This window comes from Phaeodactylibacter sp. (genome assembly GCF_040219495.1).
GTDB lineage: Bacteria > Bacteroidota > Bacteroidia > Chitinophagales > Saprospiraceae > Phaeodactylibacter.
Map to the genome: position 1 here is coordinate 1 of NZ_JAVJSK010000155.1, position 16153 is coordinate 16153.

The following is a 16153-nucleotide window of genomic DNA, read 5'->3' on the forward strand; positions in this document are numbered from 1 at the left end:
CCCAATATAGTGTCTTCCGAAGGGGGCTTAACCTGGTCCGACAAGCACTTAAACGCAAGTTAGAGGGTTGGTTTGACAGGGTTTTTGATCTCATTCAGCAGCGACGATGTCGCTTTGAAATAAAAATCATCGGGTAGAGTAAGGAGCGTGTTGGGACTTTACACTTCTGGTTGCGTTCGCTCCAAAAGCAAAATCTCAACACGCTCTAAGTGCTCTGCTCCAGCTTCGCGAGACGTAGCTGGTGTAGAGCTTAAGCCCGGTACTTCCCCGGCGCTCTGCCCCAGCTTTCCCTGTAGAACCTGCCGGATCCCGGTAGAGACCCGGAGGAAAGCTCCCCGACAGGAGCAAAAGCCTGCGGGCGGCATTGCTCGCTACTTCCCCGGCCGATGTAGCAAGCTTAGACGCAAAGTCGGTTAATCTTGACACTTTAACCTTTAACCTTGCCCTCTTTAACCTTTACCCTTAACCATTTTAACCTTTACCCTTAATCACCACCCTTTCCACCCAAACCTGCCCCTCCACTTCCACGCGCAGGGCATACACGCCCGGCGGGAGTACCGGCAAGGAAAGCAGTATCTCCGGCGCACAGAATTTGGTGACCGACCATACCGCCTGCCCCTGCATACTATAGAGGGTGAAGTAGCCAGTGCCTGTGGGCGCAGCGCCCGGCCAGGCGACGGTGAGGTGGCGGGAGGCGGGGTTGGGGAACACCTGAATCCCTCGCCCTTCCATCGGCTCCGCCTCTACCACACCCGTAAGCACCTCACAGGGCGTCTCCCCCTGACACCCATCGGCATCCGTTTTGATGATCCAGCAGCGGCGGGGACCGTCGCCGCTTGCCGTCCCACCACTGACCAGATGGCCACTTGAGAGTTCTCCAAAGTTGAAAAAGCTGCCGCCAATTTGAGGGTTGCCTTCAAGTTCAAAGGGGGGCAGATAGTAACGCGACCAAAGGGAGTCCCCAAAAGCGGTAAACTTGAACAGCCAACCAGCCCGGGTTAAGTCACCATCAATCTCGGTACTCAAATGCCCGGACCCTACAAAATAACCATCGGATACCTGTTGGATTTCGTATAGGCCATCTCTCCATATATGGTAGCCCGATCTCCATATGGGCTGCTGCCATACGGTTTCAAAGTTGCCGTTCAGTCGGGTCAACATTGGCTGTACAATAAAGGTATTCTCATCGATTATCTCCAGAGGCTGCTGCCCGATGGTGATGATATCGCCGTCTTCCAGGACAAAGAGCTGCCGCAGCCAGCCCATGTCCGGGTTGACCGATGATTCCCAGCTATCTAAAAGTGCGCCATCCGATAAACGGATGCGGTGGAAGAAGTTTTTGCTGTACCCTCCCCCCAAAGCACTGCGCCGCTGCCCGCCAGCTACTAAAATAGAATCTCCAATCAATTGGGCATCTTGGTAGATGTCCCTACTCTCATACTCCCCGTAAAAGTTGAGCCGAAGGGTTTGCCCCTGCTCGTCCACAATGCGGACGAAGGGGTCTGGCAAATCATTGTCCCGGTATATATATCCGTATATCAGGTAGCCATCCCCCAATGGGATGGGGGCATAGTAATTATAATTTCCTCCTTCTCCATTGTTGGTGTATTGATGCCGAAACTCTTCGTTCAGGTTTTCATCTAATTTAAAAAAAATAGCGTTTCCGCCGGTGTAGGCTATGACAATATACCCTCCATGATTTGCTGGTGAAATACCACCAGCGCTATGGTACATTGCCAGGTTCCCGCCTTCGTCATCCAGTAGCAAGCGGCTGGCCAGGCGCTGCCCCGTAGAATCATAAAGCGCGACAGCGACGCCTTGCTGAAGGGAGTCGTTCTGTGCAAGCCCTATACAAGCGATGGTGTCCTTATGGACAATTACCCTTTCAAAGCGATTGGTCACATACCCCAAATCTTCGGCAATATTGAACAACTGCGCACTAAGAGGTGCTTGCCCCAGCAGCACCAGTAAAAGTACTTTAGGCAGTAATTTCATAGGATTTTTCTTTAGCGTGATACGATAATTTTATGGTACTCTGGCTGCTGCCCGGCTATTTGCAGGCGTGCCCAGTAGATGCCCGTTGGCACCGGCAGTTGCAGGGTGGTGCGCTGCCCGGTGAGAACGGACTGGAAGGCAGGCTGCCCCTGCAGGTTGTAAAGTATCAGGGAGGCCTGATTAGCCCCTTGCGGAAGGACGACCTGAAGGGTGCCTTGTGTGGGGTTGGGGAACACCCGCATACCCGGCTCTTCCAATGGCTCTTCCTCTACCACACCCGTAAGCACCTCACAGGGCGTCTCCCCCTGGCATCCATTGGCATCGGTCTTTACAACCCAGCAACGCCGGGGGCTATCGCCGCTTGCGGTTCCGCCACTAACCAGGTGTCCACTCGAGAGCTCTCCAAAGTTGAAAAAGTTGCCGCCAACCAAGGGGTTGCCTTGAAGCTCAAATGGAGGTAAATAATAACGCGACCACAGAGAATCACCAAAAGCGGTAAATTTGAAAAGCCACCCCGCTTGCGTCCAGTTACCGTTTATTTCTGTACTCAAATGCCCGGACCCTACAAAATAACCATCTGATACCTGTTGGATTTCGTATAGGCCATCTCCCTGTATATGGTAGCCCGATCTCCATATAGGCTGCTGCCATACTGTTTCGTAGTTACTGTTCAGGCGAGTCAGCATAGGCTGTACAATAAAAGTATTCCCGTCGATAATTTCTAAAGGCTGCTGCCCAAAGGTGATAATATCGCCGTCTTCCAGCACGACGAACTGCCTCAGCCAGCCCATATCTGGGTTGATTGGTGATTCCCAGCTATCTAAAAGCGCGCCATCCGACAGGCGGATACGGTGGAAGAAGTTTTTGCTGTACCCAGACCCCTGGCTACTGCGCCTTTGACCTCCAGCCACCAAAATAGAATCGCCGAGCAGCTGGGCATCCTGATAAATATCGTTCATCTCATACTCCCCGTAAAAGTTGAGCCGAAGGGTCTGCCCCTGCTCGTCCACGATGCGCACGAAGGGGTCAGGTTCGCCATTAGGCCGGTAAATATAGCCGTATATCAAGTAGCCATCCCCCAATGGGATAGGGGCATAGTAATTATAATTCCCGCCGTCTCCATCGTTCGTGTACTGATGGCGAAACTCTTCGTTCAGATTTTCGTCTAATTTAAAAAAAATAGCGTTCCCGCTGGCGTAGGCTATGACAATATACCCTCCATGATTTGCCGGGGAAATCCCCCCGGCTTTACGATAAATCATTAGCCTCTCGCCTTCGTCATCCAGAAGCAAGCGACTGGTCAGGCGCTGCCCTGTAGAATCATAAAGCACTACCGCTATGCCTTGCTGAAGAGAATCATTCTGTGCAAACCCTATACATGCAATGGTGTCATTGTGAACAATCACTCTTTCAAAGTGATTGCTCACATACCCTAAATCTTCGGCAATATTGAACAACTGTGCGTTGAGAGACACCTGCCCCAGCAGCACCAGTAAAAGTACTTTGGTTAATAATTTCATGGGATAATTCTTTAGCGTGTTACAATGATTTTACGGTAGGCTGACTGCTGCCCGTATTAAACATACTCGACGTAGTTTTGGGCAGTTGCGGTGTGTACGCCTGACATTATGAGCATTCGCCAAAGAAAATTACTGGATAGGACGCGTGAAATGTGTCTGTATTTGTAAACATGAGGTCCGTTTTTAGCGGTTAGTGAATGATCGGTAAGGTACGGAATTTGGAGGAGAAAAACAATGTTGGCCGCTCGCCGGGCGTGCTGAAGCTAAGCGGAAAACGCCCGGTGAATGCCTTGCCTGAGACAAACCTGTATTGCATTACACCTGGCGTACTTTTCAACCCCTTCTTCAGGCTTGTAATACAATGGACGCTCGGGGACGATATCCGCCGAAGTCTTAGAAAAGCGAAGGTAGACCTTGCGCCAGAGGGGCAGCGTGGCTTTTTCCATCCGTTATTCAGGTAGTTAAACGCAGGAGTGGGCAAATGGTATTGCCTGAGGGGGCAGAAAATGGTTGGGCTGAACTGGTACGGTGTAGTTTAGGGTGTACTCCATATCTGGGCTCGCGCTTAAAGTACACCCTAACTCGTTAAGTCTAAGCCGACTCTTTCCCCTCCACTGAGTCATTCATCAGATAGGCTTTGAGGAAGCCATCGAGGTCGCCGTCCAAGACCGCATCAGTTTGGCTCGTTTGATGGCCAGTGCGGTGGTCTTTTACCCGGCGGTCGTCCAGTACATAGGAGCGGATTTGAGAGCCCCATTCGTTTTTCATTTTCTGGGCCTCTACTTTGTCCTTCTCTGCCAGCTGTTTTTCCAGCTCGAGTTCGTATAGGCGGCTTTTAAGCATTTGCAGGGCTTTGTCACGGTTCATATGCTGAGAGCGCTCCTGCTGGCATTCGACCACTAAGCCGGAGGGCAAGTGACGGACGCGTACAGCGGACTCTGTTTTATTGACGTGCTGACCGCCCGCACCGGAAGCACGGAAAGTGTCCCACTCTATGTCAGCAGGATTGATCTCTACCTCAATCCGGTCATCAATCATAGGGTGCACAAATACCGAAGCGAAGGAAGTCATCCGCTTTCCCTGCGAATTAAAGGGGCTGATGCGCACCAGGCGGTGCACGCCGTTCTCCCCTTTGAGCCAGCCATATACAAAGTCCCCCTGAATCTCCAGAGAAGCCGACTTCACACCGGCGACGTCTCCATCCTGCCGATTGAGCTCAGACACCTTGTAGCCACTGCGTTCTGCCCACATAACGTACATACGCATGAGCATTTCGGCCCAGTCGTTGGCTTCGGTGCCACCGGCACCAGCGTTGATTTCCAGGATGGCACTTAGTTCGTCTTCCTGCTTATTTAGCGTAGAATGGAACTCCGCATCTTCTATCACGCCCAGGGCTTCCTGGTAACGGTTTTCAACTTCTTCCTCTGTGCCTTCGCCCTCTTTATAAAATTCGTATAGCACTTCCAGGTCCTCAATCCTGCTTTCCAGCTTATCATGAAGACTCAGCCAGTTTTTATGGCTCTTGAGTTCTTTAAGAATCGATTCGGCCCGCTTAGGATCATCCCAGAAACCGGGGTCCATGGACTGCTGTTCTTTATCTTTGATTTGCATGCGCCGGTTACCGACGTCAAAGATACCTCCCTAAAGCAGCCAGGCGATCCTGCAAGTCTTTCAACTGATCTGCAGTCATACCTTCTGTCGTGGTTTTAGTACAACGCCTGAGGGCATTGCACGAATTAGAAAAACAAGCGGCAGTGCTACCCCCCTCAGGGTGTAATACTGCCGCCTTCTGAAAATCTAAAGTTACTGTACTTCGCCCAGCTCTACGTAGAACATCAACTCCGCGCCTCCGGGAATCGTTGGAGGGGAGCCTGCTTCACCGTAGCCCAAAGGTGCAGGGATGAATAGGGTGGCTTTCGTACCGCCCTTGAACAGTGCGATGCCTTCTTCCCAGCCCGGGATCACCCGGCCCTGCCCCAGTGGCAGATCAATGGGCTGCCCACGGCTGAAGGAATCGTCAAAACGCTCCCCATCTTCCGCCAGTACACCGTAGTAATGTACCCCAACAACTTTGCCGGGTGCAGCCTGTGCACCGTCGCCTTCTTCGTGGATCACGTACTTCAGCCCGGACCCCGTTTCCTGCAGCTGATCGCCCAGGGTATTGTTTTGGTAGCTTTCCAGGGTTTCTTGTACCAGTGCTTCAACTTCCGGCAGGCGCTCTTTCAGCTCTTCAGCCTGCCGCTTGGCTTCTTCCATTTGGGCATTCTGCTCATCGGCCTGTTGTTGAGCCGACTTGATATCCGCAATAACGAGATCGTAATACATGACGTCTGTGTCTTCAAAACCTTTAGGCTTTTGGTCCAGCGTATCGATTGCGATCATGACTGTCGCGCTGTCCCCCATACCCATTAACTGCATTACTTCTTCGAGCGGATTTGGAGGACGGTTGGCAGGCGCCTCTCCTGGTATCTGCAAGAAAGGCGGCTTTGGCTGATCACGGCTACTGTAGATAACGGAGTCCCCGTTGCGCATGTAAGCATGGAAGGAGACATAGTCCCCGGCTACTGGCTTTTCGCCACCGTTGTCGGTATGCAGTATATATTCAAAGCCGCTGGGTGTGGTTTGTATAGTTGGTTCCTGCTGACAGGAGGCCAGCGTTACCCCAACGAGCAAAATAAATAGCAATTGGATTCGCATAAAATCTTGGTCTGTTGATATAAATGAGTGAAATGATCTAAATGACTGCCGCAGCCAGTTTGTCTTTGTACTGCGGCAATACGCCTTTGAAGCGTTTAAGGGTTATATCCAGTGGCTGAAAGGAAAAACCACCGGATGCATTTTTATGCCCCCCACCCTTGAAGTGCTTCTGTGCAATTTCCTGAACGGAAAAGTCGCCCTTCGAACGCAGGGATATTTTTACAATCTTGGGTTGCTCCATAATGAAGACCGCCATCTTTACATTTTTAATCTTCAGCAGATAATTCACGATACCTTCTGTATCACCCCGCTGTATGTCAAAGTCTTCGTAGTCTTGCTTGGTTAGGTAGATAATCCCCGTATTGTATTCTTCCAGCACCTCCATTCGGTTGTTTAAGCAATGCCCCAGCAACCGCAGGTGCTTTTCCTTCATACTGTTGTTGATGAGGTCCTGCAACTTGTAGTCATCCACTCCCAACTCTACTAACTCACCTACGGTACGGTACAACTTAGCAGAGGTGCTGTAACGGAAGGAGCCGGTATCAGTTATAATTCCTGTAAAGAGGCACTCTCCGATCCGGACATCCAGATCAGACTCCATCTCCAGCAGATGTATAAAATCTACGATAAGTTCGCAAGTGGAGCTGGCCGTCGTATCGGAGAGCAGGAAATCTGCAAAGCCCTCCGGGTAGAGGTGGTGGTCAATCATGGCCTTGTAGCACTTCGTGGGGGCTATCAGGTCGCCCAGCTTATCGATGCGGTCCAGAGCATTGAAGTCGAGGCAAAAGATGATATCTGCTTTTTCTACCAATTCCTGAGCATACTCCGGATCAATATCATAGATGACCATCTTTTCGATCTCCGGCATCCAGGAAAAGCCCTCCGGATATTCAGAAGGCGTAATCATCCGGACCGTATGCCCGCCCTTGTTGAGAAAGTGATAGAGCCCCAGGCTTGAACCAATGGCATCACCGTCGGGATTCCGGTGAGTTGTGATAACAATATTTTTGGGCACTGCCAGCAGCGCCTTTAGTTCGTTGATGTTCTCCATGTATATTATAGCGTCAGAACGCGAAGTTGGCAAAATTAATGAATTTACCCAAATAAAAGACGCCCGGTTATGGGCTGCATGCTGAAACACGCCCCATTCACCAGATAAGCCAGATGCCTCCCAGCGCCTGCCGGTAAAGGCACAGAAGACATCAGGCCATGTTGCGCAAACCCTCTGCCCACAAAAATCAAAATCCGTCTCCCATTAATCACCAGGAAACCACTCAGGTTTAGCAGGGTTTACTTACTTTTGCAGCGTTTTTTAAAATCTGCAAAAAATCTAAACACAATATGGCTGGTAACAAGACCTTCACCATGATCAAGCCCGACGCAGTCAAAGCCGGGCACATCGGCGGTATCCTCGCCAAAATCAACGAAGCAGGCTTCCGCATCGTTGCGATGAAGCTCACCAAACTTTCCACAGAGAAGGCGGGTGAATTTTACGAAGTGCACAAGGAGCGCCCTTTCTACGGCGAGCTCGTTGAGTTCATGTCTTCCGGCCCCATCGTGGCAGCTGTACTGGAAAAAGACAACGCAGTAGAAGACTTCCGCAAACTGATTGGCGCAACCAACCCTGCAGAGGCAGCGCCCGGCACAATCCGTGCCCTGTTTGCTAAAAGCATTGGCGAAAACGCCGTACACGGCGCCGACTCTGATGAGAACGCTGCCCGGGAAGCGAGCTTCCACTTCGCCGCTACGGAGATGTTCTAAGCAACGTCTGCCGGATGGCAAAGCCCACCTTTCTACGAAGGGTGGGCTTTTTTTATCTTTTCCTGTTAGAGCGTGTGGTTTATGTATTTTAAAAGGCATTGATTACGCTGCCCTTCCCTCAAAAAACAGTCCTGAAAACATTACCACCATGAAAAAAACATTCCTCCTTCTCGCACTGATCACTATTTTCGCCTCCTGCAATAAAGACGACGATGGTAAGCCTTCCACTACCGAACTGGGCGGTGAATGGAACCTCGTTTCGGTTACCTGCCTGTGCGAACCAGTCTCCCTCGAGGTGGGTGAGCATATCTGGGATTTTGACTTATCCGAAAACCAACTCAACGTAATTAATAATGTAGCCGAACAGCTACATACCATTTTACCAACAGGCTCCTACCCCATTATTGTCACTGACAGCACCGTGGAATTGCAGGGCATTGCTTATGATTATTACTTCGAAAACGAAAGGCTGTTCCTGGCTGACATGCCGGAAGTGGATGGGCCGCTGATTGAGTTTGTCCGGGAGTAATAGCTTTTGGGGATGGCTCCCACCTTGCAGGCTGCAGGCTAATGCTCCCACCCCTCTACGATCTTAATGGCATTCCTCCAAACTTATAGTTTTCCTGCGTAAAAGTCCAGCTCGCCAATGCTTCTTTGAAACCCTGCCGACCTATTTTGAAAAAGAATGCCGCCACTCATCCTCATCATCAAACTTACCTCCTGACCTGCCGTTCTATCTACATACCCTCTTCATTTTTAAAAGCCTCCGCCTTTGTACACACCGTATCCTTTGCTGAACAAGCTGCTCAAATGGCTCCTTTACGCATTGCTCGCCCTACTGCTTTTGCTGGGTCTGCTTTGGAGTGCCCTGCAGTTTCCGGCCGTGCAGCAAAAGATCGCGGACAAAGCAACAGCCTACCTGGAAAAACGCATCCAAACCCCCTTTAGCATTGACCGTATCTACATTGATTTCTTCAATCAGCTGGTGCTGGAAGGGGTCTATGTGGAAGACCAACAGCAAGACACCTTGTTGTACGTTGGACGGATGGATGCACAGCTGAGTATTTTCGCCCCCTTGCAGTCCGAGATTCAGCTCAACCATTTCACCCTCGAAAACACAGTAGCCCGGCTGGAAAGAAGGGCAGACTCCACTTTCAACTTCACCTATCTTATTGAGGCATTCAGCAGCAGCCAACCGGACACCACCACCTCCGAAGCCAAGCCCTGGCGTTTTGACCTGAAAACGCTGGACCTGAAATCCGTACGCTTTTCCTGGACGGACAGCCTGAGCAAAATGGCAACCTACGTACGCATCGGCGACTTCCAGAGTCAGGTCCGTCAGCTTGACCTCAACGGGCAGCGTATTGATATCGAAAAGCTCGCGCTCTCCAAGTCGTTTGCATCCGTGGCACAGTGGGGCACTTCGGGGCCGCCTGAGGCAGTGGATAGTACAGCTACCGCTCTGGTCTTTCCCTTCACGGGCTGGGAAATTAGCGCTGATGATATTGACCTTGAATCCGTAGATGTGGATTACGATGATTTTTCACGTTCGCCCGGGCCAGCCGAACAGTTCGATCCGTCCCACCTGCACTTTGAAGGCCTGGCACTTCAGGCACAAGGCTTTAGCTGGGACAGCCTTAGCCTACAGGGAGAAATAGCGCAACTGGCTTTTCGGGAATGGAATGGTTTTGAACTGGAAGAACTGTCTACCGGATTCGAGCTGTCAACAACCGCCATCCGTTTGACTGATTTAGCTGTACAAACCACAAATAGTCAAATCGCCCCCTCTGTCCTTCACCTCCAATACGACCAATTTGATGACCTGTCAGATTTCACAAAAGCAGTGCACCTTTCGGTAAAATTGGGCAATAGTACTGTAAGTCAGCAAGAGCTCAACTACTGGAGCGGCCCATTACCCTTTCTGAATGCGTCTGTGCCCCCGCTCGAACTTTCCGGACAGGTGGATGGATACATTGAGGCCCTGAATATTGGGCAACTACAATTAAAATGGGGGCAGGCGGCCAAAGCCAACCTTAGCGGCACTCTGTCCAATACTACGACCCCGGACAGCCTGGCCTTTCAGCTAGCCCTCAAGACGTTCAGTGCCTCCCCTACCCTGCTCAACCAATACCTGAAAGGGCGCCCACTGCCACAAGCCGGCCTGGCCCCCTTAGGCAGGCTCAGCCTCACCGGTTTCATTAAAGGCAATACGCAGCAGCTCAAAATCAACCGGCTCGCATTGCGTACGCAGAGTTATACCGCATTATACGGGCAAATCGAAGCAAGCCAGGTCCTTTCGCCCGACCAACTTCGGTTCACGTTTTTTCTGGACTCCCTGAGGACACAGCCCTCCGACCTCAGCGGGTTCCTCAATGATACCATTCCGCCCTCTTTGCAAGCCCTGGGCCGCAGCTTTTATCAGGGGACTATAGCGGGCAACCTGACTGATTTCGAGCTAAATGGCAACCTGCAGACCGATGCAGGCTCAGCATTGCATGATGTACAAATTCAGTTTTCGGACAACTACCAAGACGCCAACTATGAAGGGGAACTGCAACTCCGTGCTCTGGCGCTAAACCAGATACTTGACAACCCGGAACTGGGCCGATTATCACTGGAGGTGTCGGGGAAAGGGCAGGGCCTTACCCTTGATAGTCTGGAAGCAACACTCAACGGGGCCATCACACAACTGGAAGCTTATGGTTATGCTTATCAGGGGCTGAGCCTGAACGGGCGCATGAATGCACGGTCATTTCAGGGGCGCCTTGACGTTCAGGACCCCAATTTACAATTCCACTTTGAGGGGCTGGCGAACCTGTCCGACAGCCTTTCCACTTTTGAGTTCAATGCGGATCTGGACACCCTGAACCTGCATGAACTGAACCTATACCCCACCCCACTGAGTATCAAAGCCGAACTCGTCACCAGGCTCAGGGGTAGCCGGCTCAACGATCTGGAGGGGAACGCCAGCATCAGGGATCTGCACCTTCAGGACGAAGATCAAGACTATTCAGCAGACCTCATCAGCCTTACAGCCAAAGCGAAACCAGACAATAACCGCATGGTACGGCTTCGCAGCCCTTTCCTCAACGCTGAAATTGACGGTACGTTTCAGTTATCAACACTCCTGCCTGCCCTGGCTGAGTTTGTTGATGGCTTCTTTCCTGTCAAAGAATGGGTAACTCCCAATGAGCCGCCCGACAGTTTACAAGTCGATCCCAGTTTGCCCGACCAGGATTTCCAGTTCGTCCTTGAAATCCGGGACCCTATTCCTCTGACCCACTTTCTGGTGCCCGAACTGGAGCAGCTCGACACCGCCTGGGTGCAATTTGTATTCAGCAGCCTGGACAGAAGAATGCAGTTCTCGGGAGGGGTGCCCAGCGTAACTTATGCGGGCATAACCATCGATAGCTTTGCCCTCGATGGCCGCTCAGGCGATGGGCTGCAACAGTCCATAAGCGTGAGCAAGGTAAGCCAGGACACCCAGCTTCTGGTGGGGCCTATTCAATTCAGTACCTTTTTGTACAGAGATAGTATGGACCTGCAGATGCTGGTCAAAGGGGGGGATCAAAAAACCCGGTTACGCCTGAGTACCCTGCTGCAGCCTGATAGCACCGCCTATCAGCTGCAGGTTCTTCCTGACCTGATCCTGAATGGCCGGCCCTGGCAGGTTTCTGCGGACAACCAAATCTTGTTTTCGCCAGAGCTGCTGACGAAAGCCGACCTGCGGATATCCCGAAAGCAGCAAAACGTCACCCTGTCTACACTGGCCAGCTCACAATCAGGCCGACAGCCGCCCCTGCAAATTCAGTTTGGGCAGTTTCGTCTGCGTGAAATCAGTAAGCTGATCGGGCAGGACACCACGCTACTCAGTGGCCGCCTCAATGCCCAAATCGAACTGCAGCCCATAGACACTCTGCTGCAATACACAGTTGATGCGCAGATCGATAGCCTGCACCTCTATGATGCTGCACTCGGTCAGTTGAAAATGAATATGCAGCCGGGCGCTAACGAAAAAGAACTAAAAGTCGGCCTTTTACTCCAAGACCCCGAAGAACGCCTTAACCTGCAGGGTTCTTATGACCTTGAAGCCGGCACACTCAGGGCCAACCTTACTGCCGATCAGATGCCGGTGGCTCCCTTCGAGTTCTTTACCCAAGAATCCGTCCGGGATTTGAAAGGGGCAATCAGTGCCCGGTTAGCGCTTAGTGGTACAGTCAGCGAACCCGTCTGCACGGGCACCCTCACCGCAGACAGCCTCTCAGCATTTGTCAACTACCTGCAGACATCGTTTACAGTGCCCAACCACCGCATTGAGCTGACTGAAAACAGTATAGAACTGGGTAACATGCCCCTTATTGACGGCAATCAACAGCCGGCACAGCTGAGCGGAACGATCAGGCATGACCATTTTAAAGATATCCAAACTGACCTTAGATTCACCACCTCCAGGTTTCAGGTGCTCAACACGAACGCCCGGGACAATGACCTCTTTTACGGAAAAGTATTCCTTAGCGCCGAGGCATTGGTCCGCGGCCCCATTGACAACCTGGACATTGAAGTTGAAACGACAACCCTCCCAGGTACCGTCCTGACAGCCCTGCCGCTGAGCGAAGCGAAAGCCATCGTCAACGAAGACTACCTTATTTTTCAGTCCCCCGAAGCGTTCACTGCGGATACCGCCAGGCAGTCAGACCAGGTGTATCAAACCGGGTCTTCCGGTTATCGGCTCAACCTGCAGCTCAACCTAACTCCTGATGCCCAAATCATCGCCATTATCGACCCCTCCACCGGCGACCAACTGCAAGCCCGGGGCCGCGCCAATCTCTTTGTTGAACTTAACGCAAGTGGACAAATGTCCATTACCGGTAATATTGAGGTCACCTCGGGCAGCTATCAGTTGAATTATGAGGGGCTGGTCAAACGGAATTTCAGCATCCTGGAAGGCAGCAGTATTTACCTGCCGGGCGATCCGCTCCAAGCCCGGTTCGATATTCGGGCAGCTTACCAAGCGGAGACGCCAGTGCTGGGCCTCATTGAGCAGGAAACAGAGCTCACCGCTGAACAGGAGCGGGCTGCCCGCCGCCGGCAACAGGTGAAAGTATTGCTCAACCTTGAAGGCGACCTGCAGCAACCCGAACTCCTGTTTGACCTTCAATTAGGGGATCAAATCTCCGCCAACCTGGAGTCCATCCTCACCCAAAAGATGAGCCAGCTACGTGCCAATCAGTCGGAGCTCAACAAGCAGGTCTTTGGGTTGCTCCTCTTCAATGCTTTTCTGGGTACAGGCGGCAGTAACCTGGCGACCGCTGGAGAGAATATTGCCCTTTCCAGCGTGAGTACTTTACTAACCAATCAGCTGAACCGCCTGGCAGAAAACTACGTAGAGGGCGTAGATCTGAGTATCGGGGTAGACTCTTACAAGACTGATGCGTCTGCCGCCGCTGGAGAAACCGTCACGGAAGTAAACCTTGGCTTGTCCAAACAGTTGTTTAATGACCGGCTATCCGTGCAGGTGGGTGGCAACCTGGGCGTCAGCGAAAGTGAAGCAACCGGTCAGAATACCGTTCTGGCCGGCGATTTCCGCCTGGAATACAAACTGACGGAAGACGGCCGGTACAAACTGCGGGTCTTCCGCCGACCGGACTTTGACATCTTCTCCAACGGCATACGCACCGGCGCCAGCCTGATCTATCAGCGCTCCTTTGGCGACCTGCGCCGTGACAGTACTCAAAAAGCCCCTTCCAATGACTAGGAACCTGCAATACATGCTTGGCACCCTTGCCTTCCTGCTGCTGGGCAGCAGTTGTCAGCCTACCCGTACCCTGCAGGATGGGCAATCCCTCTACACCGGAACTCAACTGCAATACACCGGTCCCAAAGCAGCTGTGAGCACTACTGCACTGGAAAGTGCCATTGGGCAGGAGCCCAACCAATATTTCCTCGGGCTGCCCATCCGACTGGGCATCTACAATGCCACCGCCAAAAAAGAAGGGAAACTAGGCAAATGGGTACAGCGAAAGCTCGGTGAGCCTCCCGTAATTTTTGATTACCAGGAAGCCGAAACCAGTCGGCTCCGGCTCGAAAAACGCCTGATTGACCAAGGTTACCTGCAAGCCCGGGTCGGTATGGATACCTTGCAGAAAGAAAAGCGGGTAGAGACCGTCTTCCGGCTTTCTCCGGGGGACCGTTATACGATAAAGGGCATGGACTGGCCTGCAAGCAACACCGATATCGGCCAGTTCATCCAAGCCGCCCACTCTGAACAGTCTGAATGGGAAGGCGTGCCGTACCAAACGCAGCGCCTGTCCGAAGAAAGAGACAAGCTCGCTAATTCCGGCAATGAGAATGGGTTCTATGGACTAAACCCCCGCCACCTTTACTACTTTCTGGATACCACCGACGGGCAGCATCAGGTACAGGCTTTTCTGAGGCTCGCTGAGGCACCAACCGGCAACCCCTATCAAAAGCACTATATCGGTAAAACCAATGTTTATCCTGTTTACTATCTGGAAGAACCGGAATGGACTTATCGGGATACTCTGGCGGAAGATGGCATTTCATTTTTCCAGAACCGGGCATTTATCAAACCCAAGGTCCTCGGCCGGACCATACTGCAGGAAGAAGGCGACCTTTACGTACAATCGCTACAGCAAAAGTCCACCAACCGGCTGATGGGGCTGGGCGCTTATAAGTTTGTCAACCTGAAGATGCAACTCCGGGAAGCCGGAGACAGCTTGTTTTTGGACCGCTCTTTTTACCTGACCCCCAGCCTGACGCAGGACTTCTCTGCAGAATTGGAAATCAGCTCGCTGAGTACCGCAAGTAGTTCGCTCAATGGTGGGGTGAACCTCAACTATGCCCACCACAACCTTTTCGGTGGAGCAGAGCGATTCAACATAGAGCTCTCCACGAGCATTGCTACGCAAATCGGAGAATCCGTTGACTTTATCAACAGCTATAATATTGGGCTGGAGACCAGCCTTCGGTTTCCGGGCATGCTCACCCCTTTCAACTGGCTCAGAGGCGAGCAAGCCTGGCAATCGTCCACCACCGCCCAGCTACGGGGTGATTTCCAGCGGCGGACGAACAACTTCTCCCTGTTTTCCCTGTCCGGATCTTACGGCTTTGACTGGCAGCCCGGGCGCCTCCACCGCTATACCTGGAAGCCCGTACAGCTCACCCGCACGCGCCTGCTAAGCAGTACGGATCAGTTTGATGAGCGCCTGGCGGGGAATTCGCGCCTGAGGGCCTCCTTTGAGGACAACCTGATTTTAAGTACCATTTTTGAATACAACTACAGCGAAAAGCGCCCTGGAAAACGGCAGAATTACCTGACGATGTCTGCTTCTGTGGAGCCCGCGGGCAATTTGAGCTATGGGATTGCGCGCTTAGCGTCTCCCGACACCGAAGCGCCCTATCGGTTGCTGGGGCTGCCCTTTGCTCAGTTTCTGAGGGTGGAAACAGGGGTCAAATACCACTGGTACAACAAGCATACAGACTGGCTGGCCAGACTAAATATTGGCGTTGCGCAGCCTTACGGCAACGGGATGTCTATCCCCTACATTCGTCAATTTTTTGTAGGGGGCAGCAATAGCATCAGAGCCTGGCAGATCCGGACCCTCGGCCCGGGTGCAGTCCCGGTGGAAGCCCTTGATGCCGCAACCTTTCAGGACCAAACCGGTGACCTGAAGCTGGAGGCCAATTTGGAATACCGCTTTCCCATCATCAGTTACCTCAAAGGAGCTGCTTTTGTGGATGCCGGTAACATCTGGCTGGTAGATCAAGGCCCTATTGATGCAGACCAAGAGGACGGGGTTTTCCAGTGGAACGAATTCTACCGACAGATTGCCATAGGGGGCGGGCTGGGGCTTCGGTTAGACATTTCCTACTTTGTGCTTCGCCTGGATGTAGCTTTCCCATTCCGTAAACCTTACAATGCAGCAGGTAACCGTTGGGTTTTTGATGAGTTTGCACCGGGATCGACGAACTGGAGAGCAGAAAATATTGTTTACAATCTCGCTATTGGTTATCCATTTTAATTTTGATGATTGATTTTTATGAGGATATCCAAAGGGCATCCTCAGTTTAAATCGCTATTTTTTTAGTATCATTGCCGGAATTTACCTTGAAGCAGCTCCGCTGATTTCAGAAAACAGGGAAGCAAAAGCCCTCTGATT

General features: G+C 52.0%; 9 protein-coding genes. 4 read left to right on the top strand and 5 right to left on the bottom strand.

The features are described from left to right. Positions 1–471: 471 nt before the first annotated feature. The 5 genes from RIC19_RS24380 to RIC19_RS24400 all read right to left on the bottom strand — a co-directional run bounded on the left by RIC19_RS24380 (position 472) and on the right by RIC19_RS24400 (position 7263). The gene (locus RIC19_RS24380; protein WP_350181003.1) at positions 472–1995 is read right to left on the bottom strand and encodes a T9SS type A sorting domain-containing protein; all 1524 of its coding nucleotides are present in this window, start codon (positions 1993–1995) and stop codon (positions 472–474) included. Between the two features lie 11 nt (positions 1996–2006). Further along, complete coding sequence (locus tag RIC19_RS24385; RefSeq protein ID WP_350181004.1) at positions 2007–3515, bottom strand: T9SS type A sorting domain-containing protein; 1509 nt, start codon at positions 3513–3515, stop codon at positions 2007–2009. A 591-nt stretch (positions 3516–4106) separates the two neighbouring features. Next, a protein-coding gene (prfB, locus tag RIC19_RS24390; RefSeq protein ID WP_350181005.1) for a peptide chain release factor 2 occupies positions 4107–5205 on the bottom strand; the annotation gives its coding sequence in 2 pieces (ribosomal slippage) (positions 4107–5144 and positions 5146–5205; 1098 coding nt in all). A 113-nt stretch (positions 5206–5318) separates the two neighbouring features. Then, on the bottom strand, positions 5319–6212 hold the full coding sequence (locus tag RIC19_RS24395; RefSeq protein ID WP_350181006.1) for an FKBP-type peptidyl-prolyl cis-trans isomerase: 894 nt from the start codon (positions 6210–6212) through the stop codon (positions 5319–5321). A 37-nt stretch (positions 6213–6249) separates the two neighbouring features. After that, a complete protein-coding gene (locus RIC19_RS24400; RefSeq protein WP_350181007.1) occupies positions 6250–7263 on the bottom strand; it encodes a DHH family phosphoesterase in 1014 nt (337 codons plus the stop codon). A 290-nt stretch (positions 7264–7553) separates the two neighbouring features. Here RIC19_RS24400 and RIC19_RS24405 point away from each other — a divergent pair, with 290 nt between their 5' ends. From RIC19_RS24405 to tamL, 4 genes are all read left to right on the top strand, one after another. Beyond that, a complete protein-coding gene (locus RIC19_RS24405) occupies positions 7554–7973 on the top strand; it encodes a nucleoside-diphosphate kinase (protein ID WP_350181008.1) in 420 nt (139 codons plus the stop codon). 148 nt (positions 7974–8121) lie between these two features. Then, the gene (locus RIC19_RS24410) at positions 8122–8502 is read left to right on the top strand and encodes a hypothetical protein (protein ID WP_350181009.1); all 381 of its coding nucleotides are present in this window, start codon (positions 8122–8124) and stop codon (positions 8500–8502) included. A gap of 243 nt (positions 8503–8745) precedes the next feature. Continuing rightward, entirely contained in the window at positions 8746–13728 is a 4983-nt protein-coding gene (locus RIC19_RS24415) for a translocation/assembly module TamB domain-containing protein (RefSeq protein WP_350181010.1), read from the top strand. Continuing rightward, entirely contained in the window at positions 13721–16015 is a 2295-nt protein-coding gene (gene tamL / locus RIC19_RS24420; RefSeq protein ID WP_350181011.1) for a translocation and assembly module lipoprotein TamL, read from the top strand. The genes RIC19_RS24415 and tamL overlap by 8 nt, the downstream gene beginning before the upstream one ends. Positions 16016–16153 lie beyond the last annotated feature (138 nt).

Bases quoted from the DNA above. Each gene is read 5' to 3' on its own strand.
- RIC19_RS24380 (WP_350181003.1), bottom strand. From the start codon at position 1,995: ATGAAATTACTGCCTAAAGTACTTTTACTGGTGCTGCTGGGGCAAGCA.
- RIC19_RS24385 (WP_350181004.1), bottom strand. From the start codon at position 3,515: ATGAAATTATTAACCAAAGTACTTTTACTGGTGCTGCTGGGGCAGGTG.
- RIC19_RS24395 (WP_350181006.1), bottom strand. From the start codon at position 6,212: ATGCGAATCCAATTGCTATTTATTTTGCTCGTTGGGGTAACGCTGGCC.
- RIC19_RS24400 (WP_350181007.1), bottom strand. From the start codon at position 7,263: ATGGAGAACATCAACGAACTAAAGGCGCTGCTGGCAGTGCCCAAAAAT.
- RIC19_RS24405 (WP_350181008.1), top strand. From the start codon at position 7,554: ATGGCTGGTAACAAGACCTTCACCATGATCAAGCCCGACGCAGTCAAA.
- RIC19_RS24410 (WP_350181009.1), top strand. From the start codon at position 8,122: ATGAAAAAAACATTCCTCCTTCTCGCACTGATCACTATTTTCGCCTCC.
- tamL (WP_350181011.1), top strand. From the start codon at position 13,721: ATGACTAGGAACCTGCAATACATGCTTGGCACCCTTGCCTTCCTGCTG.